Origin of the sequence: Herbaspirillum sp. 1130 (assembly GCF_017833835.1) — a bacterium.
GTDB lineage: Bacteria > Pseudomonadota > Gammaproteobacteria > Burkholderiales > Burkholderiaceae_D > Herbaspirillum > Herbaspirillum huttiense.
In genome coordinates, this window is the sequence record NZ_JAFICQ010000001.1 from 243,076 (window position 1) to 267,136 (window position 24,061).

A 24,061-nucleotide genomic window follows, 5' to 3' on the forward strand; every position below is an offset into this window, starting at 1 on the left:
AAAAAACCCTCCCCAAGCGAGGGGGAATGTGATATTTACTTCACTACAAGGGGGACGCGCCTGAACAGACAAGACCGGTGCGCCATCGATAAAAGGAGCAAGCCAGCGCGGCAATGGCCGGGCCGGTTTGCGATGCTGGCAGCAAGGAATTCATGGTCATATCCGTCATTTGGGGTCACGTCAGCAGCAGGGGCGTATGGGGGCGATTCTGAAGCGATCGTCCTTGCAGCGGCTGTTCATCTTGCCGTTCATCTTTTTGATGGTCTGCCTGATGCTGACCATCGGCTGGTTCCTGTACCGGGCGGGCGACGATGCCACCGAGGTGCTGGCGCGCAATGCCCTGACCGAAGTGATGGGCCGCGTCAGCCAGGCCATCACGCGCCAGACCATGGGGGCCCGCGAAACCCTCAACGTCATTGCGCCGCCGCCGGTGCCGCCGGCCGAGGCCGGGCAAGCACCCGCTGCGCTGCCTTTCCCCAAAAGCCGCAAGGAGCTGGAAGACCGGCTGTGGCTGGCCAATTCGCTCTTCGATGAGCCCAGCTACGTCTATTTCGGCGGTGCCGATGGCAGTTTCCTGGGAATCAAGCAGGAGCAGCCGCAGGTCTTCATGTACAGCGTGCGCGAGCCGGGACAGAAGAATTTCGTCTACTACCTGCGCGGTCCCGGGACCGAGATGAAACTGACCGCCGTACAGGACTACGAACCGCGCAAGCGGCCCTGGTACCTGCAGGCCGTGCAGCAGGGCCGGGAGACCTGGTCACCGGTCTATGTCGACTACCGCAACAAGGCCATCGTCGGCATCAACCTGTCCAAGCCGATCTTCGCCGAGGATGGCAGCCTGCTCGGTGTGGCCAACAGCAGCATCGGATTGCAGCAGCTGACCGATCTGCTGCGCCAGGTGCCTCTGAGCGCCCAGGGCGTGGCCTTCGTCACGGAGATGAAGGGGGACATGGTCGCCACCTCCCTCGATGAACCCATCTACCAGGCCGGCGAGAACGGTGGCGAACCGCTGCGGCTCAATGCCGGACAGAGCAAGTCGCCGCTGGTGCGGCAGGCTTTCGAGGAAGTGCAGCGTTACCTGGGTACGCATCCGCCCGAGCCGGACAAGCTGATCCTGCTGGGATCGCGCAGTGAGGGAAGCAAGATCGAAGTGGCGTTCCGCCTTTACCGTGATCGCGCCGGACTGGCCTGGCTGTCCATCAGCGCGGCACCGCGCTCGGACTTCCTGGGGTCGGTCACCAGCGGCGTCTACCAGACGCTGACGCTGGGCCTGATGGCGGTCTGCCTGACCTTCGTGATCGGTTTCCTGCTGCTGCGCTGGGTGCTGCGCGATATCCGCAAGCTGACCCTGGCCGCCAAGAGTATCGGCAACGGCAGCCCGTTCCCGGCCCTCAACATCGACCGCAATGACGAAATCGGCCAGCTCGCGCAAAGCTTCGTGGAGATGGAGCGCAACCTGCGCACCGACCGGCTCACCAATGTCCTCAATCGCGATTCGCTGATCGCGCAGATCGATTTCCGCCGCCGCAACAGTTCGCAGGCCGTGCCGCTGCACTTTGCCTTGCTCTTCATCGATCTCGACCGGTTCAAGGCAGTCAATGATGAATACGGGCATGACGAGGGCGACAAGGTCCTCATTGCCATCGCCGAGCGCTTGCAGCACAGCTTGCGCCATGATGATTCGGTGGCACGCTTCGGCGGCGACGAGTTCGTGGTCTACCTGCATGGCGTGACCGAGATGGACGTGGCCCGCAGCATCGCCGACAAGATCCGGCACGCCGTCAACAAGCCCATCGCAGGGCGGGATGGCCAGGACTATACGGTCGATGCGTCGGTCGGCGTGTCGCTCTATCCGGACGACGGGCTGGATGTCGAAACCTTGCTGCGGGTCGCCGATTCACGTATGTTCGACCAGAAGCGCCTGCATCGCATCTTGTCAGTGTGATTTGCGTTCAGGTGTCCCCAGACCCACCATCGAACGCCCGGAGAATCCCATGACCCTTGCCAGCTTTGCCACCTGTGACCTGTGCGACGCCAACGAAGACAAGCTGACCGCCGGCACGCTGCACGTGCTGCCGCCCATCTTTGCCTCCTTCGGCCGCAAGCAGGTCTTCGCCGGTCCGGCGCGTACGCTCAAGGTCTTCGAGGACAACGTGCTGGTGCGCAAGGCCCTGGAAACCCCGGGCAATGGCGACGTACTGGTAGTCGACGGCGGCGGCAGCCTGCGTTGCGCCCTGGTCGGCGGCAATCTGGCACAGCTGGCGCAGGACAATGGCTGGGCCGGCATCCTGGTCAATGGCTGCGTGCGCGATGCGGCTGAACTCAATGCCTGCGAGGTCGGCATCCGGGCGCTTGCTACCCATCCGCAGCGCAGCTTCCGCAAGGGGGCAGGGGATGCCGACATCAAGGTCGGCATTGCCGGCGTGGCGGTGCACCCGGGCGACTGGATCTATGCCGATGTGGATGGGGTGCTGGTGTCGCGTACCCGGCTTTGAGCGTTTTCCTTCACCTTCTGTTGCAAGCTCTCAAGCCCGCCGCGTGCGGGCTTTTGTTTGAGCCCGCAAAGCCGCTCAGTCCGGGGTTTTGCGCAGTACCCGGTCGATGGCCTCGGTCTGGCTGACAATTTCCTTCAAGTCCTGATTCAGCAGGCTGGTCCGGCGGCGCAGGTTGTCCCAGCCCGACCAGGCGCTGGCCTCGGCCGGTACCGGCTCCGGCGTGACCGGGCCGATCAGTTCGATCTTGCCGGACAGGGCCTTGTCCTCGGCTGCGTCGGGTGACACCACCACGGCACCGCCACGCTTTCTTGGCTTGGGGGCCAGCAGGCGCTGGGCTTCGGCCAGGTGCTGGCTGGCTTCCAGATAGGTCTCCTCGATCAGCCTGGCCACTGCGCTTTGGGGCATGTTTTCCTGATGCCGCCGCAGCATCAGGCGCAGGGCAGCAATGTGGGCCGCCACCAGATAGTTCTGCACGATGAAGCGGTTCAGCTCGCGCACCGCGCGCTGCTTGGTGGCCGGTTCATCCATCATCCGTACCAGCGCCGAGATGAGCGCGGCCAGGCTGTCCATGAAACCCTTGCGGCAAACCCGGTAAAAGAAATCATCCTTGACCTTGCCCTCCAGCAGATCGCGGCTGGCCGTCAGATAGCGCTGGCTGGACTTGAGCACGTTGCGCAGCAGTTTGGGCAGGTCGCGGTACTCCCAGGCTGGCAGCACGTAGCTGAAGACGGTGGCGATGACCACGCCGATGAGGGTATCGATGAGCCGCTCGCCGATCACGCCCTGGTGACCGGCCGGTACCAGCAGGTTGAGCAGCATCAGGATCTGCACCGAAGCCGCAATGGCCGTGTAGCGGTACTTGATGTAGGTGAAGGCGGGAGCCGCCACGCTGGCGGCGAACAGCACCGCCAACTGGCCCAGCGGGTTGTGCACGAAGCGCAGGATCAGCATGGTGATCAGGCAGCCGATCACGGTGCCGATCAGGCGGTCCGCCATGCGCTGCTTGGTGGCGCTGAAATTGGGCTTGAGGATGATGACGATGGTCAGCACGATCCAGTAGCCATGCGCCATGTAGGGCAGCAGCCCGGCAATCCACAGGCCGGTGGTCACGGCCAGCGCCACCCGGATGGCGAAGCGGAAGATCGGCGACTGCCAGCGCAGGTTCACCAGCAGCATGTTGAACTTGAATTTCTGCTGGGTCAGGAAGGGCGTCATGTCCGAGCCCGGCAGAATGGGCAGCGGATCGACCGGGTTCTGCGTGGCCTGGTGCACCTGGCCGATGAATTCGATGATGTCGCGGATCTTGTTGTAGGTCACGCGCAGCAGCGTGAGCGCTTCCTGCGAGGCCTGGCGCGGACCGGGCTGTGCCAGTTCCTGCATCTCGAACTGCACCGCGCGCAGCTCGGCCTTGTAGTTCACGCTGGGTTCGGAGGCCTTCTTGCGGGTAATCGCATAGGCGATCGATTCGATGTCCTGGGCCGCCTTGGTGGCCAGGTCGCGCAGGAAGATCATCACGTCGGACTCGCCGAAGTGCTGGCGCAGGAGGGCATAGTCGGCGTGGGTGGAGAGCACCTGTTCATACAGTTCCAGCATCGACAGGTGCACCTGCACCAGCAGGCCATCCTGCTTGGTATGCAGGTCGCGCAGGATCAGGTCGCGCGAGGCCTGCTGCTTGTCGGCCACCACGATCTGCTGGCGAACCAGCTGGTTGAACTGGCTGGCCAGGTCATGCCTGACGTCATAGAAGTCGGCCTTGATGCGCAGGTAGCGTGCCAGCTCGAACAGCGCCTCGGCCAGCACCTGCTGCTTGATGCGGCGGCGCAGGAACCACGATACCGTCATCGAATAAGCCAGATAGCCCAGACCGCCGCCCAGGAACAGGCCCGCATGCAGGAAGGCGTCGGCAATGGGGACCTGGTTCTCCATCGACAGCGTCATCACCATGAGCGCAGCGAACTGCAGCGGCATGGTCTTCTTGCCGTAGACTACCATCATGCTGGCGAAGAAGCTCACCACTACCATCATCGCGCTCACCAGCCACGGCACCGGCGCACAGAGGCTGATGACCAGCATCACCACCGTACAGAGCAGCACCCCGGCCAGCATCTCGTTGAACTTGTGGCGCAGGGGGCTGGGCAGGTCCATCAGGCTGGTACAGAGTGCCCCCAGGAAGACCGTCATCGTGGTCGGCATGTCGGCCACGTTGAACACCAGCAGGGTCAGGCCGACTACCCCGATCGCGATCCGCACACCTGTATAGAAATAATGACTGAAGAGGAAGGTGCGAATGTCCAGGGCGTAATGCATGTAGACAGGGGCGGCGTTGCATCACCGCTTTGGAATGAGTTAGGCGCTTATTCTCTGCCTTCTTTTGCAATTAGACAACCCGAGCGCCTTGGGTCGTGGAAGACAGTTTGACGAGTCGATAGATGAAGGAAAAAACGGATCTTCGGACGCCAGTGCGGCCTGGATCGGTCAAAAACGTCATCAACGATCGCGGTGATATGAACGATGAGCGTGCAAGAGGTTTCATTTCCGTGCTTTTTTTACGATACGAAATCGCCATTTCGTATGGTGAAAAGTACGAGTGCGCTGCATCAAAATTCCTTTTCATTCTCCGGATTTTCGTTTCGTATCGCAAAATAGAGCGCGTAAGTACATGATTATATTGGTATAAAAATTTTACAGATATCTTATATAAGACATTGTTGCTCCGCTCCGCCAGGCCTACTATGAAGTCATGGAATCAACGATTTCATCCGGTTTCAAGCCACTTCATATTGACCAACAAGGAGATCCACATGAGCACACGTGAACAGCAAATCCAGGCCCTGGAACGCGACTGGGCAGAGAACCCCCGCTGGAAGGGCATCAAGCGCAACTACAGCGCCGCCGACGTGGTCCGCCTGCGCGGCTCGCTGCAAATCGAGCACACCCTGGCCAAGCGTGGTGCTGACAAGCTCTGGAACCTGGTCCACAACGAACCCTTCGTCAACGCCCTGGGCGCGCTGACCGGCAACCAGGCCATGCAGCAGGTGAAGGCCGGCCTGAAGGCGATCTACCTGTCCGGCTGGCAAGTTGCCGGCGACGCCAACCTGGCCGGTGAAATGTATCCCGACCAGTCGCTGTACCCGGCCAACTCGGTGCCGATGGTGGTCAAGCGCATCAACAACACCTTCGCCCGTGCCGACCAGATCCAGTGGTCCGAAGGCCGTGACGACATCGACTTCTTCGCGCCCATCGTGGCCGATGCCGAAGCCGGTTTCGGTGGCGTCCTGAATGCCTTCGAACTGATGAAGTCGATGATCGAAGCCGGTGCGGCCGGCGTTCACTTCGAAGACCAGCTGGCCTCGGTCAAGAAGTGCGGCCACATGGGTGGCAAGGTGCTGGTGCCGACCCGCGAAGCCTGTGAAAAGCTCAACGCCGCTCGCCTGGCTGCCGACGTCATGGGCACCAAGACCCTGGTGATCGCCCGTACCGATGCCGAAGCCGCCGACCTGCTGACTTCCGACGTGGATGCCAACGACAAGCCCTTCCTGTCGGGCGAGCGCACCGTGGAAGGCTTCTTCAAGACCCATCCGGGCATCGACCAGGCGATCTCGCGTGGCCTGGCCTACGCGGAGTATGCGGACATGGTCTGGTGCGAAACCGGCAAGCCCGACCTGGCCTTTGCCAAGACCTTCGCCGAAGCCATTCACGCCAAGTTCCCGGGCAAGCTGCTGGCCTACAACTGCTCGCCGTCCTTCAACTGGAAGAAGAACCTGGACGACGCCACCATCGCCAAGTTCCAGCGTGAACTGGGTGCCATGGGCTACAAGTTCCAGTTCATCACGCTGGCCGGTTTCCATGCGCTGAACTACTCGATGTTCAACCTGGCGCACGGCTATGCCCGCAACCAGATGTCGGCCTTCGTGGAACTGCAGGAAGCCGAATTCGCCGCCGCCTCCAAGGGCTTCACGGCGGTCAAGCACCAGCGCGAAGTCGGCACCGGCTACTTCGACGCCGTGACCCAGGCTATCCAGCAAGGCCAGTCGTCGACCACGGCCCTGCACGGTTCGACCGAAGATGAACAATTCTTCGATGACAAGGCCAAGAAGGCCGCCTGAGCCAAGACGATGCCGAAGTTTGAGTGAATGTGTGTGATGTAACGCCGGCCCGCATCCTTGCGCGGGCCGGCGGGGAGATCCCCGAACTTGATGCCGCACTCCACAAGAGTGCGGTTTTTTTTCGACCGTCTCCCGGAAATCAGGCGGCCAGGATCAGGGATGATGCAGGCGGCCGTCGCGCAGTTCGAACACGGTCTGCCCCAGCGCTTCCACATCGGCCGGGTCATGGGTGATGAGCAGCATCGGCACCTGCAGACGGCTTTGCAACTCGGCCAGCTCGCTGCGCATGCGCTGGCGCAGCGACAGGTCCAGTGCGGAGAAGGGTTCATCCAGTAAGAGCATGTCGGGTTCGGCCACCAGCGCGCGCGCCAGCGCCACCCGCTGCCGCTGGCCGCCGGAAATCTGCGCCGGGCGGCTGTGGGCGATGGCGTCCAGTTCAAAGGCCTGCAACCACTGGCGCACGGCCGGATGCTCGGCGGGGCGGCGCAGGTTGATGCTGCCGCGTGCCAGACCGAAGGCGATGTTCTGCGCCACCGTCAGATGCGGGAAGAGGGCGTAATCCTGGAACAGGTAGGCGACGTTGCGCTCCTGTACGCGCACATCGATGCCTTGCGCGCTGTCGAAGAGCGTGCGGCCCTGGATGCGGATGTGGCCGCTGTCAGGACGCATCAAACCGGCGATGGCCTTGAGGGTGAGGCTCTTGCCCGAACCCGAAGGGCCATAGAGCACGATGCGCTGGCTGTCGGAGGCCAGCGTGATGTCGAGCGAAAAGACGCGATCGGCAGCGCGCAGCTCTTTCTGAAGGTGAAGGTCGACGCTCACGTGATCGTTCAGGTGTCAGATGGCAGGAGGGGAAAGTGAAGCAATCTTACCGGAGCGGCAGCTGTGCGCGGTCCGGCATCAGGCGCCCGGCCACCATCAACAGCACGATGCAGGTGATCGAGGTCACCACGACCAGGAAGGTAGCGGCCCCATCGTCCCCCGCCTGCACGGCTTCGTAGATGGCCACCGACAGGGTTTGCGTGCGTCCCGGCAGGTTGCCGGCCACCATCAGGGTGGCACCGAATTCGCCCAGGGCGCGTGCAAAGGCCAGCAGCACCCCGGCCGTGATCCCGCGCGTGGCCAGGGGCAGGCTGACCCGGAAGAACACCCCGGCTTCGGACACGCCCAGCACGCGGGCGGCATCTTCCAGTTGATGATCCACGCTCTCGAAGGCCGCCCGCGCCGCCTTGAGCACCAGCGGAAAGGCCACCACGGTGGACGCCAGCACTGCCCCCTGCCAGGTGAAGACCAACTGGATGCCCAGGCTCTCCAGCCAGGCCCCGAAGGTGCCGCGCCGGCCGAACAGCACCAGCAGGTAATAGCCCAGCACGGTCGGCGGCAGTACCAGTGGCAGGGTCAGGATCGAATCGATGAAATCGCGCAGCGGCGAGCGCCAGCGCGAGAGTCCCCAGGCGGCGGCCACGCCCAGCACCAGGTTGAGCAAGGTCGCCAGTCCCGCGACCTTGAGCGAGAGCAGCAGGGGAGTCCAGACCGGATGCATCAGGCGCGCCGTGTCAAGCGATCAGGGCTTCTGGAAGCCATAGCGCGCCAGCACCGCCTGCCCGCTGGCCGACAGTACGTGCGCCACGAACTGCGCGGCCAGTGCCGGCTGCCGGGTACCGGCAGTCACCGCGATGGGATAAGTGGCCGGAGTAGTGGAGGGGATGCGCAGGGCAACCTTGACCTTCTCCGGCATCACCGCAGCATCGGTGGCAAAGACGAAGCCGGCATCGACTTCGCCGCGTGCCACGTAATCCAGGCTGGTGCGCACGTTCTCGGCCATCACGCCCTTGGCCTGCACTTGCGCCCACAGTCCGGCCTGCTCCAGTGCGGCCTTGGTGTAGCGGCCGAAGGGGACAGAGGCCGGATTGCCCAGCGCGATGCGCTGGTAGCCTGCGCCGGTGAGGTCCGCCAGCGTCGCCGGTTGCACTCTGGCGTCATGCGGCACGATCACCACGATCTGGTTGGCGGCAAAATTCTTGCGGGTAGAGGAATCGACGGCTTTTTCGGCGGCGGCTTTATCCATGGCGGTCTGGTCAGCCGAGGCGAAGACATCGGCCGGGGCACCGCGCACGATCTGTTGCATGAGGATGTCAGAGGCGCCGAAGTTGGTAATGACCTTCACACCCGGATGCTGCTGTTCGAAGCTTTGGGCCAGTTCCTTGAAGGCATTGGTGAGGCTGGCGGCGGCCGACACCACCAGGTCGGTGGCCTGCGCGCTGGTAGTGGCCAATAGCAGCGTAGCGGCACAAGCCGCACCCAGAGCGGCTTTCAGGCGGGCGGTCTTTAGCATCGTGCAGTCCTTGGTCGTGACAAATGAAGAAAAAGGCAAAAAAGCGCAAGCGCGGCAGGTCGGCGAAATATACGCAAGGATATAACGAACGTCAATTGCGTGCAGTCGCCTGGCCGCAGCCGACTGCCCACTAGTACAATCACGCGCATGAATGATTCCAAGACCCTACGAGTGCGCGTGATGCAAGGCGAGACCATCGCCTTCGGCCCGGGGAAGGCCGACCTGCTGCAGGCGATTGCACGGACCGGATCGATTTCCGGTGCGGCGCGCGAGATGGAGATGTCCTATCGCCGCGCCTGGCTGCTGGTGGAGGAGATGAACCGCTGCTTCGCCAGCCCGCTGGTGGCGACCGCCACGGGCGGCGCACGCGGGGGCGGGGCGGCCGTCACTGAGCTGGGGCAGGAAGTGCTGGCGCGCTATCGACGCATGCAGAAAAAGGCGGCGGCCAGTATCGCCGCCGATCTCAGGCATCTGCAGGGCTTGATGAGCGCCGTCCAGCCGGAGGGCGAAGACGACCATGCATGAGCTGTGGATCAAGTACCGGCTGCGCGTCCTCAATGCCTGCCGCGTTTCCGAAAATCATTCGATGCTGCTGTGGGGCGCGCTGGCCGGCTTCGTCGGGGCGCTGGCCACGATCGCTTTCCGTGAATGCATCGCGCTGCTGCAGATCTGGCTGACCGGGCATGATGGCAGCTTCGTCGATATCGCCAAGGGGCTGTCCTGGCCGGTGCGGGTACTGCTGCCGACCTGCGGCGGCGTGATTGCCGGCCTGTTCCTGGTATGGGCCAAGCGCACCCCCGCCGGCAATGGCGGCGACTACATGGAAGCGGTGGCCATCGGCGATGGGGCCATTCCGGTGCGCAATACACTCTTGCGCAGCATCTCTTCGCTGGCCTCGATTGCCTCGGGCGGTTCCATTGGCCGCGAGGGGCCGATGGTGCAGCTCTCGGCACTGTGCGCCTCGCTGGTGGGCAAGTTTTCGCATTTTCCTTCATCTCGCCTGCGGCTGCTGGTGGCCTGCGGGGCCGCAGCCGGCATCACGTCGGCCTACAACGCGCCCATTGCGGGCGCTTTCTTCATTACCGAGATTGTCCTCGGTTCGCTGGTGATGGAGAGCTTTGGTCCGGTGGTGGTGGCCTCGGTGGTGGCCAACATCACCATGCGCGAGCTGCCGGGTTATCGCGCCGCATACGAGATGCCGTATTTCCCCGAGATCGGCGGCTGGGAAGTGCTGCTGTTTCTGGTGCTTGGGGTGCTGGCCGGGATCCTGGCACCGCAGTTCCTGCGAGTGCTGGAACTGGGCAAGCAGGGTTTCGGCAAGTTCAAGTTGCCGCTGCCGGTGCGCCTGGGCGTGGGCGGGCTGCTGGTCGGGCTGATCTCCATCGAAGTGCCCGAGGTCTGGGGCAATGGCTACAGCCTGGTCAATTCGCTGCTGCATACCACCTGGCTGTGGCAGGCGGTGCTGATGGTGCTGGTCATCAAGGTGCTGGCCACCGCCATTACCGTCGGGTCAGGGGCGGTGGGCGGTATCTTCACGCCAACGCTGTTCGTCGGCGCGGCGGTGGGTTACCTGTTCGGGGATACCGCGCAGGCCTTGCTGCCGTTCCACATGTCGCAGCCCTTCGCCTACGCCATGGTGGGCATGGGGGCCTTCCTGGCGGCTGCGTCCTATGCGCCGCTGATGGCGATCCTGATGATTTTCGAGATGACCTTGAGCTATCAGGTGGTGCTGCCGCTGATGCTGTCCTGCGTGGTGGCCTATGTGGTGGCGCGCAGCACGGACGGGCGATCCATGTACGAGATCACCCTCAAACGCCATCGCGACAACGAAGAGCGGCTGCGCCTGCGCGGCACCCACATGAGTGACCTGATCCGCCCGGCCGATACGGTGCTCAGCGAGACAGCCAGCCTGGAAGAGGTCAGCGCGCTGTTCCTCAGATACCCGGTCAAGTACGTCTACATCGTCGATGCCCATGAGCGCTACCTGGGCGTGGTGGCCTTGCAGGACATCACCTCCTGGCTGCTGGACAAGAAGGAACCTGCAGGCCGGGTCGCCCGGGACTTTCTGCGGCCGCACTTCCTGCATGAAGTCACGCCCGACATGTCCCTGGGCGAGGCGCTGCAGCTGTTCCTCGATCACCAGGGGGAGCGCCTGCCCGTCATCGCCAGCGCGGAAGACCCGCGCCTGTTGGGGGTGGTCTTCAAGACATCGCTGCTGGATGCCTATTTCCGCCTGGATCGCGCCGGAAACTGAGGGCAGGGAAGGCGGGAGACTCGCTTGTCGCCGCCGTTGGCAGCGCCGTTGTTTGTAACAATGGCGGAGCTGTCCGACAACTGCTCACTTATCCTTGATAAAATGCGAAACGTTCCACCTCAACGGTGGCCGTGGCGCAGAACTCGTTCGAGCCGATGCGTCACCCGATTTCAACCCCCATCCTAGAAGTGAATTTTCCATGCTGAGTTATCGCCACGCTTTCCACGCCGGCAACCACGCCGATGTCCTGAAGCACATGGTGATCATCCAGTTGATGCGCTATCTCGGGCAGAAAGACCCTGCCTACATGGTCATCGACACCCATGCCGGCGCAGGCGTCTATGCGCTGGATGGAGATTACGCCAGCAAGAACGCCGAATATGAAACCGGCATCGCCAAGCTGTGGGACCGCAAGGACCTGCCGGCGATGGTGAAGGAATATGTCGATCTGGTCAGGTCGCTCAATCCCAGCGGCAAGATGCGTTACTACCCCGGCTCTCCCTACTGCGCCGAAAAGACCATGCGCGAGCAGGACCGCCTGCGCCTGTTCGAAATGCACCCCAGCGAGGTGAAGGTGCTGGAAGACAATTTCCGCAAGCTCGAGGCCCACGCCGCCGCCCAAGGCCAGCGCCCGGCTGCACGCGGCAAGCGGGTGATGGTGTACCGGGGCGATGGTTTCCAGGGCCTGAAGGCCTTGCTGCCGCCGCCGTCGCGCCGCGGCCTGGTGCTGATCGATCCGCCCTATGAAGACAAGCGCGATTACACCCACGTGGCCCAGGTGCTGGCCGATGCGCTCACGCGTTTCCCGACCGGCACGTATGCGGTGTGGTATCCGGTCCTGCAGCGCAACGAATCGCGCCAGCTGCCTGAACGACTCAAGCGCCTGGGCGCCAAGAGCTGGCTCAACGTCACGCTGGCCATCCATGGCCCTGCGCCCGATGGTTTTGGTCTGCACAACAGCGGCATGTTCATCCTCAATCCGCCCTGGACGCTGGAAGCCCAGTTGAAGGAAGTCATGCCCTACCTGATCGAGGTGCTGGGTGTGGATGACACCGCGGAGTACGTGCTCGAATCCGGCGAAAACTGAATCGCGTGAATGCGGGCTTGTGAATATTCGTGAGTTTTTTTCGTTTGGAATAGTCATGATGTCGCTGAAACAATGCCAAATCGGCATACAATAAGCGGATTGCTGCACGTCAAGATTGATCGCAACGCCAGGGGCCCGTAGAAAAACAACCATGTCAGACCAGTCAGCCGACCCAACCGCTTCGACCCTTCCCGCGCACCAGGCCCTGGATTTCTTCCTGGCGCGCCAGCCCATCCTGAGCCGCGAGCAGGATCTGATCGGCTATGAACTGCTGTTTCGCAGCGCCGCATTCGGTCCGGCCAATGTGAAGGATGACGTCACGGCCACGGCGGCCGTGATTGCCCATGCTTCGGAGCTGGGGCTGTCCAACGTGATCGGCAACCTGCACGGCTTCATCAATGTCGATGCCGCCGTGCTGATGAGCGACTTCATCTATTTCCTGCCGGCCGACAAGGTGGTGCTGGAAATCCTCGAAACCGTGCGCGTCACGCCCGAACTGGTGACGCGGGTGCGTGAACTCGTGGCCGCCGGTTACGTATTCGCGCTGGACGATGTGGTGGCTGAGTCGCAGGAGATCGAAGAGCTGCTGCCGCTGGTGAAGATCATCAAGATCGACGTGATGGAAGTCGATCCCAGCAAGCTGCTCAAGCTGTCGGTGCATTTCAAGCGGGCGCAAAAGGAACTGCTGGCCGAGAAGGTCGAGAGCCTGCAGGTGTTCAATGACTGCATGACGTTTGGCTTCGATTATTTCCAGGGCTATTACTTCGCCAAGCCGATGATCCTCCAAGGCAAGAAGCTGGAAGCCTCGAAGATGATCATCATGCATCTGCTCACGCTCCTGGTGCGCAATGTCGACAACGCCGAGATCGTGCGTTACATCAAGCGCGACGTGGCTCTGTCGCTCACGCTGCTGCGGCTGGTCAACACGCCCGTCTACGGTTTCCAGAAGTTCATCGATTCGCTGGGCCAGGCGCTGATCGTGCTGGGCCGCCGCCAGCTCAAGCGCTGGCTGCAGATCCTCCTGTTTGCCAATACCGACAAGGATCGCGCCCATTCCATGTCGCCGCTGATGATCCTGGCGGCCACGCGCGGCAAGATGCTGGAACTGATCACGGCCAAGATTCGCCCCGGCCGTCGCAAGATGTCGGAGATGGCCTTCACGGTCGGCATCATGTCTCTGGTAGATGCCTTGTTCGGCATGAGCATGGAAACCGTGCTGCGCCAGATCACCGTCAGTACCGAGATCCGCGAAGCGCTGCTGCGCCGCACCGGTTTCTATGGCACCGTGCTGCGCCTGGTGGAGTGCACCGAGCTGCGCGCGCCCGATCAGGAGGAGATGCAGCGCCTGCTGGAAGAGCTGCAACTGTCTGCAGACGATTTCTTTGCCGCCGAAAAGCAGGCCTTCGAATGGGGCAACAGCATCGCCAACAACAACATCGGCCAACAGGCCACGATGCAGATGTCGCCGCCGCCGGAGGGCTACATCGATGACGACGATGACGATGACTGATTGCGCCGCTGCCGCATGAGCGGGCGTGTCTTCATGAAGTAAGGGCTGCTTTAGCAGCCCTTTTCATTTTTGAAATCAGCAAGATGAATCTATTTGCTCCGCATGCGGGCCACCAGCCGGCGCAGCAGCCGCAACAGGCGAGAGGACGGCGCACCGGGGCGTGTGACGATGCGGGCGGCCAGCTTGCGCTTGAACTCGCCAATGGCCGACTTGACCGCCTTGAGCAGACGCTGCACCTGCTGCCAGCCGGCCGTGGCCTGCAGTTGCGCGGTGAGCCGGGCTTTGATGTCCAGCAGCCGGGTGTGATAGCGCTGGAACCACTCCAGCGACAGCAGGCTACGCCGCGTGAGCGCATAGATGCGCGCTACCAGCGCCGTGCCCAGCACCTTGGCCGTGAGCACGATGATCACGCCCAGTGTAGGGTGGCCATGCGCGATGGACATCAGCGCCAGAATCTTCACCGGCAACAGCAGCAGGGTCGGTGCCAGGAAGATCAGCAGGGCGGCGTAGGGCGAGAGCCGTTCCACCCAGCGCTGCAATTGCACCAGCCAGGGCCATTCGGGGATGCGTGCCAGCACCGCCTGGGTGGCGTCCCACAGCCATTCTTCCAGCATCAGCAGCAGGGCTGCCGTGTAGAGCAGCGGTGCCAGCAGCCGTCGCCGCCAGCGGGGCGGCCGGCGCGGCGGCAAGGTCGGGTCAGTCATCCAGCGATCAGACGGCGCGCGCCTTGATGAGGGAGAGCCAGCGATCGCCCCATTTCACGTCGCTCATGCAGGAGGCATAGCCGGTGACGGTGCGGGCGGCGCGCTCCAGCAACTGGATGTCGGCTTCGTGCTGGCGTGCCACGTGCGGGTCTTCCAGGAACAGCACGCGGCGGCACTGGCGTTCCAGGATCAGTTCGGCGATCTGGGCGTCCCCGCCCAAGGGGCCGGAGAGGAAGGGCTTGACCCAGTTGCGGCCAGCTTCGCCTTTCATCTTCACCGCCAGCTGGTTGAGCAGGCCGCCGGTGGTGCCGGTGGCACAGCGGAAGGCAAATTGGTCGAGTACCTCGAAATGCTTTTCGGCCAGCTCCAGCATGCGCGTTTTCATGGCGTCGTGGGCGATCAGGGCGATGCCTTCGTCCTTCAGATGGAAACGGTCGTCCAGGAAACTGTCGGGCGCGGCTCCGTTGGCCAGGGCTTCCAGCTCGAACCACTCCTGGGCACCGGCCAGGGTCGAGAGGAAGGGCTTGCCGTGGATCACGCACTGGCGCTTCAGGGCCACCGCTTCCGGGAAGGTGGACGAGGGGTCGACCGGATCGATCAGGTAGATCACCGCATCGAGGGTGCGGGCGGGATCGGGGTCCACGGTACGCGACACCAGCTTCATCAGGCCGCCGTGGCGACCATAGGGAAAACGCACCAGATGCTCGTAGCCAGGCAGAAGATTCATTTGTCCGATGGCATCGAGCGTGCGGCCGACCACGATCAGTTCGGGTTGCAGGCTTTCGATGCGATGGCGCGAACCGGTCAGCAGCTGGACCAGGGCGGAATCCGAAGCGTCCTGATGGGCGCGGTTGGCAATGAGACCGATGCGATAGCGGGGAGCGATGGAAGACATGGGCGCGAGCAGGCGAGTTGGGGAACCTGGCATGGACGTCATGCGCAGGCGCGAGTGCAGATTATCGCCGAGTGCGCCCCAAAGGGCGAGCCCGGCACGGTGCCCCGCGCATTAATCGCCGCAACTGTACCGTTGCAGGCGCTCGCATGCGGCTACAATAAGCGTCAACCTGCATACCAACCCCACTCCAGCATGAACAAGGCTTTTGTTAAAGAATCCGACGGTGCCGACGACGATGATGACATCGCCTTGCCGGCCATCCCCGCCGGCAGCAAGAACTACATGACCCCGCAGGGGCATCAGCGCATCAAGGATGAACTGCTGCACCTGATCGATGAAGAGCGTCCGGAAGTGGTGCGCGTGGTGTCCTGGGCCGCCTCCAACGGCGACCGTTCCGAAAACGGCGACTACCTCTACGGCAAGAAGCGCCTGCGTGAGATCGACCGCCGCATCCGCTTTCTGACCAAGCGGCTGGACAATGCCGAGGTGGTCGATCCTTCCGTGCACCACGGCAGTGACCAGATCTTCTTCGGCGCGACCGTGACCTACGAAAACCAGCGCGGCGAAGAGCACACCGTCACCATCGTGGGCATCGATGAACTCGATCCCCTCAAGGGACTGATCAGCTGGATCTCGCCGGTGGCGCGGGCGCTGACCAAGGCCCGCGAGGGCGATGAAGTAGTGCTGCAGACACCGTCGGGGGTAGAGCAGCTGACCATCCTCGAAGTGACCTATCCGGCACCGCAGTAGCGCTTGTCCTTATCCCTTGTTGACGGCGGCCCGGCGTGCAAATTGCATGCGGGCAGGCTGTCGCCGCGTCCGGCAAACCGAATTTCAATCCTCCACGAGAACGTTCATGTCCATCGTTTTTGCCAGCCTGAATCACCCCCAGCGCGTCGTCCTGGCTGCCGAGGTGCATTCGCGCCCCTTCCTGCAGCTCACGCGCTCGGAAACCTTGACGCACCTGGCCGTCTACGTACGCGAAGACGGCAACGGCGGCCGTCACGCCAGCGCCCAGCACGTCCTGCTGGACGAACTGTGCGCCCACTTCGGCGTGGTCGCGCCGGGCGGCGAGGCCAAGCACTTCTATCATGACTTCGGCCGCTTCCGCCTGAAGTGGGAATGTCATACCGAGTTCGCCACCTACACCTTCGCCCAGGCGCACGAGGAAGAACTGGGCACCGACCACGCCTTTGCCCGCGCGCCGCTGGCGCATATTCCGCAGCAATGGTTGCTGGGCCTGAAGGGCAAGCTGATGGTGGCCGCGCACGTGGTGGTCGAGCCGGGCGCTGACGATACGGCCGCCACTGCACGCCAGATGCAGCGCATCTTCGAAGGCAAGCTGATGAGTTCCAGCAAGGTCTTGCAAGGGGGCGAGATCTGGACTGATTTCCAGATCCAGTCGGATGGTTTTTCGCGTTTTGTGGTGCGCGATATCGGCCTGCGCGAATTGCAGGGCGGACGCCTGGCGCAGCGGATTCTTGAAATCGAGACCTATCGCATGATGGCGCTGCTGGGCTTGCCGCATGCGCAGCAGTCCGGCCCTTTGCTCAATGAAATCGAAGGCGACCTGGCCGCGCTGACGGCAGCCATGGTGCAGTCCGAACAATCCACCAGCGGCACGCCGGAAGAGATGGCCGAGGATGAGCGCATCCTGCGCAAGATCACCGGACTGGCGGCGCGCATCGAAAAGCTGTCGCTGGAGAACAGCTATCGCTTCTCGGCCTCGCAAGCCTATTTCCGCCTGGTGCAGGCGCGTATCGAAGAATTGCGCGAGCAGCGCATCGAGGGTGTACCGACCATCGGCGAATTCATGGAGCGCCGCCTGGCCCCCGCCATGAATACCTGCCAGGCCATCGCCCGCCGTCAGGAAGCGCTGGCCGAGCGCATCGCCCATACCAACGACCTGTTGCGTACGCGTATCGGCATCGTGCAGGAGCGCCAGAACCGCCAGATCCTGGAATCCATGAATGCCCGCGCCGCCCAGCAACTGAAGCTGCAGCAGGCCGTGGAGGGCTTGTCGGTGGCGGCGATCTCGTATTACGTGATCGGTTTGCTGGGCTATGCCGGCAAGGCGGCCAAGGCGGCGGGCCTGCCCATCAATCCCGACCTGGCCACCGGCCTGGTGGTGCCGGTGGTAGCGGCCTGCGTCTGGCTGGGCTTGCGCCGCATGCACAAGGACCTGGGCAACCATTGACGGCGCGCCAAAGCAAACGGGGCGCACCACGTTGGCGGCGCACCCCGTTGCTGGGAATTGCTCTGGCGAGGATCAGACAGTGGCGTTGATCTTGGCTTCTGCGCCGGCCACGGCGGCCTTGGCAGCTTCTTCGCCCATCGACACACCCTCGGCGACCACCAGTTCCACATCGGTGATGCCGATGAAGCCCAGTGCGCTCTTGAGGTACTTGCCCTGGAAGTCCAGTGCTTCCATCGGGCCTTCGGAATACTTGCCGCCGCGCGAGAGGATGATGACGGCCTTCTTGCCCTTGACCAGGCCGACCGGGCCGGTCTCGGTGTAGCTGAAGGTGCGGCCGGCGCGGAAGACGTGGTCGATCCAGGCCTTCAGGGTCGACGGCGGGGCGAAGTTGTACATCGGCACGCCGATGACGATGGTGTCGGCGGCCAGCAGTTCGTCCACCAGGGCGTCGGATTGCTTGATCACTTCAGCCTGCTCGGCGCTGCGGGCATCAGCCGGGGTAAAGTAGGCACCCAGGAGCGATTCGCTCAGGTGAGGCAGGGCATTGGCCGCCAGGTCACGGTGCACCACCTTGCCGCCAGGGTTCTTGGCTTGCCATTGCTGGGCGAAGGAAGCGGTCAGCTGACGGGAGATGGAACCGCCGCTGCGGGCGCTGGAGTCGATGTGCAGAAGAGTGCTCATGGTGTGTCCTTTCGTTGTTCGGTGGGCAAGGCCTTCGGTGAACGCCTTTGCATTGGGGTCAACAATACCCAGTTTTCATTTCTTCCAATAGATGCGAGAATCGCATTTCACTGATCCATTTTTGGTGGGAATCGAACATCGCCATGCTAGACCTCAACGACATCTGGCTTTTCGTCCATGTAGTGCGGGCCGGCAGCTTCGCCGCTGCCGGGCGCAAGCTGTCCATGCCGCCCAATACCATCAGCCGCCGTTTGCAGGCGCTGGAAGCGGCCATGGGGGTGCGGCTGCTGCAACGCTCCACGCGCCAGCTCAACATGACGGCGGCGGGGCGGGAATTCTTCGAGCGCTGCGCGCCGGGCCTGGAAGACATCGAGCACGCCAGCGCCAGTCTCACCCAAAGCCAGGGCGAACCGTCCGGCAGCCTGCGCGTGGCTGCACCGGTGGACTTCTTCGACAATTTCTCCATCGAGTGGATGCATGAGTTCATGCATCTCTATCCCAAGGTGCAGTTGGAGTTCGTGCTCAATGACGGGCGCGCCGACCTGATCGCCGAGGGTATCGACCTGGCCTTCCGTGGCGGCGTGCTCCCCGACTCCAGCCTGGTGGCCAGGAAGCTGGTGCAGAGCCATATGGCCCTCATTGCCAGTCCGCGCTACCTGGAGCGCGCAGGCACGCCGCAGGCCCTGGCCGACCTGGTGGGCCATGCCTGCCTGGCGACGTCGCAGGCACCCCAGCATACGGTGTGGAAACTGGAAGGGCCGCACGGTCCGGAAAACGTGCGGGTGGTACCGCGCCTGTGCATCAACACCGCACAAGGGCAGTTGCGTGCGGCGCGGGCAGGATTGGGCATTGCGCTGCTGCCGACCATGCTGGCCTCCGAAGACCTGCGCAATGGCAGCCTGATCAACATCCTCCCGGATTACCAGCGCGACACCATGGGCTTCTATGCCGTGTACGTACACCGGCGGCAATTGCCCAGTGCGGTCAGTGCGCTCATCGAATTCTTCGCCGACAAGCTGGAGCGCGGCATTGCCGACAAAGGCGCACAGGCCTGCCAGGAGCATCTGAAACGGGAGGCCGCTGTGCAACCGCTACCGCAGAAAGCGGCCTGAGTCCGTCTCAGAACTCCACCGCCTGTTCGGCCAGGGCATAGCGGCGGCAATGTTCCAGATAGGCGCGCTCATGGTTGGCGACCAGGTCGACCACGCTGCGCCACAGCCAGGATGGCACTTCCAGCGTCTTCGACCGTTGCCGCGCCAGTTCGGTGTACCACGCGCGGCAGGTTGCTTCATCCATCTGGCGCGCATGCGCCTGGCCGACGACGCGGGCCAGGTAGCGCGCCGCACGCAGGGCCTCTTCCTGGCTGACGTGATCGATTTCCAGCTTCAGGTCCTGCGGCAGCAGCTCGCGCACGAACACCGGGCGCTCCAGCAGCCGCATGGCCAGCATGCGTGAACCCAGATGTGGCGCCAGATGGCGTGCACCGGTGACGACGCGTTCGGCGTTGTCGCGCGGCATGCCGGCATCGCGGTAGCGGGGCGCGGCGGCGGTGACGGCTTCCTTGATATCGAAGAGGCACAGGTCGCTGCGTTCGCTGGCCTGTTCGTTCACATCCAGCAGCACGGCAAAGCGCAGCAGGCCCAGCGAGCTGCATCCCTTCATCCAGTAGGCGGTATCGAGCATCCTGATGGCGGCGTCGTCCTCGCGATGCCGCAAGGACGTCAGCAAGGCGCGCGCCGGAGCTGACTCCACCAGCGCGGTGATCTCTTTTCTTTCCTGTCGCGAGGCCGACCAAAAGCGTTTTCCCAGCGGGATACGCACGGTCTTGCCTTGCATGCGTTCACGCGCCAGTTCCTTCCAGGTGCGGCGATGTGCAGTCTTCAGAGCCACGCGCACGGACTTGGGTTTCTTGCCCAGTCGCAGGTCGTCACCGGGCCGGAAGGCAGATTCATATCCCTCCACCAGCACCTCCATCATCTTGGCCGTGATCACGCCCGGCAGGTCCGAACTGCGCGCGGCCATGGCCAACGACAGTGCCAGGCGGATCAGGTCGTGCGATGGGTTGCCGATGACGGTCTGGTCGAAGTCACGGATCTGGATGTCGATCTTGCCCTCGGCATTGGCCACCGGTCCCAGGTTGCCGATGTGGCAGTCGCCGCAGATCCAGATGGCCGGACCTTCGGGCAGGCTGCTGGCCTGGGTCTCGTTTAGCCAGTTGTAGAAGCGCAGGGTGCTGCCGCGCACGTAAGCGTGGGCGGAGCGGGCCATTTTGAGGTTCTGGGCGGTTTTCAGGATGTCCTGGCGTGCAGAGGGACGAGGCGTCCTCGTAAGCAGTTTTTTTGGCATGGCGATTTATATTATTTATATTCATTTTTCTTCTGGGCGGATGAAGCCCAATGTTCAGTTTCCTCGCCTCTTCGCCGCTTGCCTATCAGAGAAGCGAGACTTGCCTTGTCAGACACCCGGCCATGCGCTGCCTGCAAAACGAATTCCGGAAAAGACAAACGCCCGCATCAGCGGGCGTTTGAGGAGGGGGCCGAGCCGGATCAGCCGCGTTCGCGCAGGATACGTGCGACACTGTCGATCTTGCGGATGCCGCGCATCAGGCGCGCCAAGTGCACGCGATCTTCGACCTGGATGGTGAAGCGCAGATACTTCATCGAAGCATTGCCGCCTTCGTCATCCATGGCCACCGAGACGATGTTGGCATCGGACTCGCCGATCTCGGCAGCGATGCGCGCCAGCGTGCCGCGCTCGTTGTGGATCAGGATGGTGATGCGGCAATCGAAGCGGCGATTGAGATCGTGGCCCCAGACCAGGTCGATCCAGCGGTCCGGTTCCTTCTCGTGCAGCCGCTTGGCGGTCTCGCACTCCTGGGTATGCACGATCAGAGTCTGGTCCGGCTTCAAATAGCCGGTCAGGCGATCGCCCGGGATCGGCATGCAGCAGGACGACAGTTGCGCCGAGGCCCCTTCGCTGCCGGTGATGACCACCGGGTCCGGCTTGTTGGGCAGCATGTGGCCTTCCGGATCGAGCTGCGGCACGCTCACGCCGGTATCCATCATGGTCATGATGTGTCGTGCCACCAGCGGGGCCATGCGGGTGCCGATGCCGATCTCGGCATACAGGTCATCCATGGTCTTGGCGCTGGATTCGTTGAGCAGGCGTTCGACGATATGGGAAGGAAGTTCGGGTTCGATGCCCAGCGTATGAAGAGCGTTGCCCAACAAGCGGCGTCCGACGGCCTGCGACTCGACCTTGTTGGCCGTGCGCAGGCGGTGGCGGATGGCCGAACGGGCCTTGCCGGTGCGCACGTAGCCCAGCCAGTTGGGGCTGGGGCGCGAGGTCGGCGAGGTGATGATCTCGACGATGTCGCCGTTGTGCAGCTCTGAGCGCAGCGCGGCCGGTTCGTGATTGATGATGGCCGACGTGGTCTGGTCGCCGATGTCGGTGTGGATGCTGTAGGCGAAATCGAGCGCCGTGGCACCACGGGGCAGGGCGATGATCTTCGATTTGGGCGTGAAGACGTAGACCGAATCCGGGAACAGGTCGACCTTGACGTGCTCCAGGAACTCGGCTGAATCGCCAGTCTGCTTCTGGATGTCCAGCAGCGACTGCAGCCAGGCGTGGGTACGCTGCTGCAGGTCGGTGAGGCTGCCTTCGTCGTCCTTGTAGAGCCAGTGGGCGGCCACGCCGGATTCGGCCACGCGGTGCATGTCGGTGGTGCGGATCTGGAACTCCACCGGGGTGCCGTAGGGGCCGATCAGGGTCGTGTGCAGCGACTGGTAGCCATTCAACTTGGGAATGGCAATGTAATCCTTGAACTTGCCCGGCATGGGCTTGAACAGGGAGTGCAGGGTGCCCAGCGCCACGTAGCAGTTGGCGAAGCTGTCCACCACCACGCGGAAGCCGTACACGTCCAGTACCTGCGAGAAGCTCAGGTGCTTGTTGCGCATCTTGCGATAGATGCCGTAGAGGGTCTTTTCGCGGCCATCGACCTGGGCCGGGATGCCGGCGGCGATCAGGGTGCTGGTGACCGATTCCATGATCTTGGTCACCACTTCGCGGCGGTTGCCGCGCGCGGCCTTGACGGCCTTGAGCAGGGTGCGATGGCGCAGCGGATGCAGGTGCGCGAAGGACAGCTCCTGCAGCTCGCGGTAGATGTTGTTGAGGCCCAGGCGGTGCGCGATGGGCACGTAGACTTCCATGGTCTCGCGCGAGATGCGGCGCTTCTTCTCGGGCGGCATGGAGCCCAGCGTGCGCATGTTGTGCAGGCGGTCGGCCAGCTTGACCAGGATCACCCGCACGTCGCGCGCCATGGCCAGCAGCATCTTGCGGAAGTTTTCCGCCTGCGCCTCGACCTGGCTCTGGAATTCGATCTTGTCCAGCTTGGAGAGGCCATCCACCAGTGAGGCCACGGAGGCGCCGAAGCGCTCGATCAGCTCTTCCTTCTTGACGCCCTGGTCTTCCATGACATCGTGCAGGAAGGCCGCCATCATGGCCTGGGCGTCGAGCTTCCATTCGGCGCAGATCTCGGCCACTGCCAGCGGATGCGAGATGTAGGGCTCGCCGGACTTGCGCATCTGGCCCAGGTGCATCTCGTCGGCGAAGCGATAGGCTTCCTTGACCTTCTTCAGTTCGGAAGGGGTCAGGTACTCTTCGAGCTTGGGGATCAGATGCGCGAAAGTCGCCACGCCGCTATGTGCGGCAGGGGCGACTTCGAGGGGAGTTGCGGTGCGGCCGGAACCGGCGGCACGTTTGGAGCTAGCAGCGGCTGATAAGGTGGAGTCGGTAGTGGTGAGGCTCATACTTGTCCGTTATCAGCTTCATGGACGGACCAGGATCAGGCCGGAACCTTCTTGAGCATCTCGATACCGACTTTGCCAGCGGCGATTTCGCGCAGGGCGGTCACGGTCGGCTTGTCCTTGGCTTCCACCTTCGGGGTGTGGCCTTGCAGCAGCTGGCGGGCACGGTAGGTGGCCGACAGGGTCAACTGGAAGCGGTTGGGGATCTGCTTGAGGCAATCTTCGATGGTAATGCGGGCCATGTGATACTCCTGAATGACGGTCTTGCTTGTGGATTGATGGGTCCGGCGCCGGGTTGCTGGTCTGGCTTGTGCGGCTTAGCTCGCGTGGATGCCCAGCTGGGTGAAGAGGTAGGCATTGCGGGCGGCTTGCTGCGGGAAGCGGCAGCGGGCGGCCTGGACGATTGCCGTCAATTCGGACAAAGCGACGGCAAACTCTTGATTAATAATAACATATTCGAACTCCGGCGAGTGAGCGATTTCGCCGCCGGCGGCCAGGATGCGGCGCGTGATGACGTGTGGTTCGTCCTGTCCGCGCTTCTTCAGGCGCTCTTCCAGCGCGGCAATCGAGGGCGGCAGGATGAAGATGCCGATCGCATTGGTAAATTGTTTCTTCACCTGCTGCGCACCTTGCCAGTCGATCTCCAGCAGCACGTCGGTGCCATTGGCGATCTGGTCGGCAATCATCAGGCGCGAGGTGCCGTAGTAGTTGCCGTGCACTTCGGCCCATTCGAGGAATTCCCCTTCGGCCTGGCGCTTCAGGAAATCTTCCACGTCAGTGAAATAATATTCACGGCCATGTTCTTCGCCCGGACGCGGTGCGCGGGTGGTGTAGGAGATCGACAGCTTGATGGCCGGCTCCTGCTTGAGCAGGGCGTTGACCAGGGTCGATTTGCCGGCGCCGGACGGGGCAACCACCATGAAAAGGCTACCGGAAGTGGGTTTTTGGACGGGCATGGGGTCCTCGCTGAAAAATGTCTTTTAACTAATCAA

At 62.9% G+C, this 24,061-nt stretch carries 21 protein-coding genes; 10 read left to right on the top strand and 11 right to left on the bottom strand.

The genetic code is table 11. The features are described from left to right. Window positions 1-196: 196 nt before the first annotated feature. Together JOD78_RS01185 and rraA are read left to right on the top strand one after the other, a co-directional pair. Window positions 197-1,945 carry a diguanylate cyclase gene (locus JOD78_RS01185; RefSeq protein WP_121039848.1) on the top strand — a complete coding sequence of 583 codons (1,749 nt, stop codon included), beginning with the start codon at window positions 197-199 and terminating at the stop codon, window positions 1,943-1,945. A gap of 49 nt (window positions 1,946-1,994) precedes the next feature. After that, the gene (gene rraA, locus JOD78_RS01190) at window positions 1,995-2,495 is read left to right on the top strand and encodes a ribonuclease E activity regulator RraA (RefSeq protein ID WP_121039851.1); all 501 of its coding nucleotides are present in this window, start codon (window positions 1,995-1,997) and stop codon (window positions 2,493-2,495) included. Window positions 2,496-2,570: 75 nt separating this feature from the next. On the opposite strand, the gene JOD78_RS01195 is transcribed toward rraA, so the two are convergent. After that, a complete protein-coding gene (locus JOD78_RS01195; protein WP_134135261.1) occupies window positions 2,571-4,802 on the bottom strand; it encodes an FUSC family membrane protein in 2,232 nt (743 codons plus the stop codon). A gap of 494 nt (window positions 4,803-5,296) precedes the next feature. On the opposite strand from JOD78_RS01195, the gene aceA reads away from it, so the two are divergent. Continuing rightward, on the top strand, window positions 5,297-6,601 hold the full coding sequence (gene aceA / locus JOD78_RS01200) for an isocitrate lyase (protein WP_034333643.1): 1,305 nt from the start codon (window positions 5,297-5,299) through the stop codon (window positions 6,599-6,601). Window positions 6,602-6,754: 153 nt separating this feature from the next. Here the strand turns inward: aceA and JOD78_RS01205 are convergent, their stop codons facing one another. The 3 genes from JOD78_RS01205 to modA are packed head-to-tail and all read right to left on the bottom strand — an operon-like array spanning window position 6,755 to window position 8,936. Continuing rightward, a complete protein-coding gene (locus JOD78_RS01205; RefSeq protein WP_209569088.1) occupies window positions 6,755-7,423 on the bottom strand; it encodes an ATP-binding cassette domain-containing protein in 669 nt (222 codons plus the stop codon). Window positions 7,424-7,469: 46 nt separating this feature from the next. Then, complete coding sequence (gene modB, locus JOD78_RS01210; protein WP_034333639.1) at window positions 7,470-8,144, bottom strand: molybdate ABC transporter permease subunit; 675 nt, start codon at window positions 8,142-8,144, stop codon at window positions 7,470-7,472. A 21-nt stretch (window positions 8,145-8,165) separates the two neighbouring features. After that, window positions 8,166-8,936, bottom strand: a complete 771-nt coding sequence (modA, locus tag JOD78_RS01215) for a molybdate ABC transporter substrate-binding protein (RefSeq protein WP_134222236.1) — start codon at window positions 8,934-8,936, stop codon at window positions 8,166-8,168. A 147-nt stretch (window positions 8,937-9,083) separates the two neighbouring features. Here modA and JOD78_RS01220 point away from each other — a divergent pair, with 147 nt between their 5' ends. From JOD78_RS01220 to JOD78_RS01235, 4 genes are all read left to right on the top strand, one after another. Continuing rightward, window positions 9,084-9,461, top strand: a complete 378-nt coding sequence (locus JOD78_RS01220) for a LysR family transcriptional regulator (protein ID WP_121039862.1) — start codon at window positions 9,084-9,086, stop codon at window positions 9,459-9,461. Beyond that, entirely contained in the window at window positions 9,454-11,190 is a 1,737-nt protein-coding gene (locus tag JOD78_RS01225; RefSeq protein ID WP_121039865.1) for a ClcB-like voltage-gated chloride channel protein, read from the top strand. The genes JOD78_RS01220 and JOD78_RS01225 overlap by 8 nt, the downstream gene beginning before the upstream one ends. A gap of 199 nt (window positions 11,191-11,389) precedes the next feature. Next, window positions 11,390-12,277, top strand: a complete 888-nt coding sequence (gene rlmJ / locus JOD78_RS01230; RefSeq protein WP_121039868.1) for a 23S rRNA (adenine(2030)-N(6))-methyltransferase RlmJ — start codon at window positions 11,390-11,392, stop codon at window positions 12,275-12,277. 151 nt (window positions 12,278-12,428) lie between these two features. Beyond that, window positions 12,429-13,787, top strand: a complete 1,359-nt coding sequence (locus JOD78_RS01235) for an HDOD domain-containing protein (RefSeq protein ID WP_121039872.1) — start codon at window positions 12,429-12,431, stop codon at window positions 13,785-13,787. Between the two features lie 89 nt (window positions 13,788-13,876). Here JOD78_RS01235 and JOD78_RS01240 read toward each other — a convergent pair whose 3' ends face one another. Continuing rightward, a complete protein-coding gene (locus JOD78_RS01240) occupies window positions 13,877-14,491 on the bottom strand; it encodes a hypothetical protein (RefSeq protein WP_121039874.1) in 615 nt (204 codons plus the stop codon). 7 nt (window positions 14,492-14,498) lie between these two features. Continuing rightward, complete coding sequence (locus JOD78_RS01245; RefSeq protein ID WP_121039877.1) at window positions 14,499-15,386, bottom strand: methylglyoxal synthase; 888 nt, start codon at window positions 15,384-15,386, stop codon at window positions 14,499-14,501. A gap of 192 nt (window positions 15,387-15,578) precedes the next feature. On the opposite strand from JOD78_RS01245, the gene greB reads away from it, so the two are divergent. Next, on the top strand, window positions 15,579-16,136 hold the full coding sequence (greB, locus tag JOD78_RS01250) for a transcription elongation factor GreB (protein ID WP_121039880.1): 558 nt from the start codon (window positions 15,579-15,581) through the stop codon (window positions 16,134-16,136). A gap of 106 nt (window positions 16,137-16,242) precedes the next feature. After that, window positions 16,243-17,583 (top strand): DUF3422 domain-containing protein, encoded by a 1,341-nt coding sequence (locus tag JOD78_RS01255; protein WP_121039883.1) that lies wholly within the window; start codon window positions 16,243-16,245, stop codon window positions 17,581-17,583. 72 nt (window positions 17,584-17,655) lie between these two features. Here JOD78_RS01255 and JOD78_RS01260 read toward each other — a convergent pair whose 3' ends face one another. Then, window positions 17,656-18,264, bottom strand: coding sequence for an FMN-dependent NADH-azoreductase (locus tag JOD78_RS01260; protein WP_204725407.1), 609 nt, complete (start codon window positions 18,262-18,264; stop codon window positions 17,656-17,658). A 143-nt stretch (window positions 18,265-18,407) separates the two neighbouring features. Between JOD78_RS01260 and JOD78_RS01265 the strand changes: the two genes are divergently transcribed. After that, a complete protein-coding gene (locus JOD78_RS01265) occupies window positions 18,408-19,376 on the top strand; it encodes a LysR family transcriptional regulator (RefSeq protein ID WP_039788350.1) in 969 nt (322 codons plus the stop codon). 7 nt (window positions 19,377-19,383) lie between these two features. Here JOD78_RS01265 and JOD78_RS01270 read toward each other — a convergent pair whose 3' ends face one another. From JOD78_RS01270 to gmk, 4 genes are all read right to left on the bottom strand, one after another. Continuing rightward, a complete protein-coding gene (locus JOD78_RS01270; protein WP_134135272.1) occupies window positions 19,384-20,610 on the bottom strand; it encodes a DUF2252 family protein in 1,227 nt (408 codons plus the stop codon). A 200-nt stretch (window positions 20,611-20,810) separates the two neighbouring features. Further along, a complete protein-coding gene (locus tag JOD78_RS01275) occupies window positions 20,811-23,072 on the bottom strand; it encodes a bifunctional (p)ppGpp synthetase/guanosine-3',5'-bis(diphosphate) 3'-pyrophosphohydrolase (protein ID WP_121039895.1) in 2,262 nt (753 codons plus the stop codon). Window positions 23,073-23,107: 35 nt separating this feature from the next. Then, a complete protein-coding gene (gene rpoZ, locus JOD78_RS01280; RefSeq protein WP_008328299.1) occupies window positions 23,108-23,311 on the bottom strand; it encodes a DNA-directed RNA polymerase subunit omega in 204 nt (67 codons plus the stop codon). Window positions 23,312-23,386: 75 nt separating this feature from the next. Beyond that, window positions 23,387-24,025: a guanylate kinase gene (gene gmk, locus JOD78_RS01285; protein WP_039788345.1), complete on the bottom strand. Its 639-nt coding sequence runs from the start codon at window positions 24,023-24,025 to the stop codon at window positions 23,387-23,389. Between the last annotated feature and the right edge of the window lie 36 nt (window positions 24,026-24,061).

Bases quoted from the DNA above. Each gene is read 5' to 3' on its own strand.
- JOD78_RS01255 (WP_121039883.1), top strand. From the start codon at position 16,243: ATGTCCATCGTTTTTGCCAGCCTGAATCACCCCCAGCGCGTCGTCCTG.
- JOD78_RS01245 (WP_121039877.1), bottom strand. From the start codon at position 15,386: ATGTCTTCCATCGCTCCCCGCTATCGCATCGGTCTCATTGCCAACCGC.
- JOD78_RS01275 (WP_121039895.1), bottom strand. From the start codon at position 23,072: ATGAGCCTCACCACTACCGACTCCACCTTATCAGCCGCTGCTAGCTCC.
- JOD78_RS01195 (WP_134135261.1), bottom strand. From the start codon at position 4,802: ATGCATTACGCCCTGGACATTCGCACCTTCCTCTTCAGTCATTATTTC.
- JOD78_RS01265 (WP_039788350.1), top strand. From the start codon at position 18,408: ATGCTAGACCTCAACGACATCTGGCTTTTCGTCCATGTAGTGCGGGCC.
- JOD78_RS01240 (WP_121039874.1), bottom strand. From the start codon at position 14,491: ATGACTGACCCGACCTTGCCGCCGCGCCGGCCGCCCCGCTGGCGGCGA.
- rlmJ (WP_121039868.1), top strand. From the start codon at position 11,390: ATGCTGAGTTATCGCCACGCTTTCCACGCCGGCAACCACGCCGATGTC.
- rpoZ (WP_008328299.1), bottom strand. From the start codon at position 23,311: ATGGCCCGCATTACCATCGAAGATTGCCTCAAGCAGATCCCCAACCGC.
- greB (WP_121039880.1), top strand. From the start codon at position 15,579: ATGAACAAGGCTTTTGTTAAAGAATCCGACGGTGCCGACGACGATGAT.
- JOD78_RS01260 (WP_204725407.1), bottom strand. From the start codon at position 18,264: ATGAGCACTCTTCTGCACATCGACTCCAGCGCCCGCAGCGGCGGTTCC.
- aceA (WP_034333643.1), top strand. From the start codon at position 5,297: ATGAGCACACGTGAACAGCAAATCCAGGCCCTGGAACGCGACTGGGCA.
- JOD78_RS01220 (WP_121039862.1), top strand. From the start codon at position 9,084: ATGAATGATTCCAAGACCCTACGAGTGCGCGTGATGCAAGGCGAGACC.
- rraA (WP_121039851.1), top strand. From the start codon at position 1,995: ATGACCCTTGCCAGCTTTGCCACCTGTGACCTGTGCGACGCCAACGAA.
- JOD78_RS01270 (WP_134135272.1), bottom strand. From the start codon at position 20,610: ATGCCAAAAAAACTGCTTACGAGGACGCCTCGTCCCTCTGCACGCCAG.
- modA (WP_134222236.1), bottom strand. From the start codon at position 8,936: ATGCTAAAGACCGCCCGCCTGAAAGCCGCTCTGGGTGCGGCTTGTGCC.
- gmk (WP_039788345.1), bottom strand. From the start codon at position 24,025: ATGCCCGTCCAAAAACCCACTTCCGGTAGCCTTTTCATGGTGGTTGCC.
- JOD78_RS01225 (WP_121039865.1), top strand. From the start codon at position 9,454: ATGCATGAGCTGTGGATCAAGTACCGGCTGCGCGTCCTCAATGCCTGC.
- JOD78_RS01185 (WP_121039848.1), top strand. From the start codon at position 197: ATGGGGGCGATTCTGAAGCGATCGTCCTTGCAGCGGCTGTTCATCTTG.
- modB (WP_034333639.1), bottom strand. From the start codon at position 8,144: ATGCATCCGGTCTGGACTCCCCTGCTGCTCTCGCTCAAGGTCGCGGGA.
- JOD78_RS01235 (WP_121039872.1), top strand. From the start codon at position 12,429: ATGTCAGACCAGTCAGCCGACCCAACCGCTTCGACCCTTCCCGCGCAC.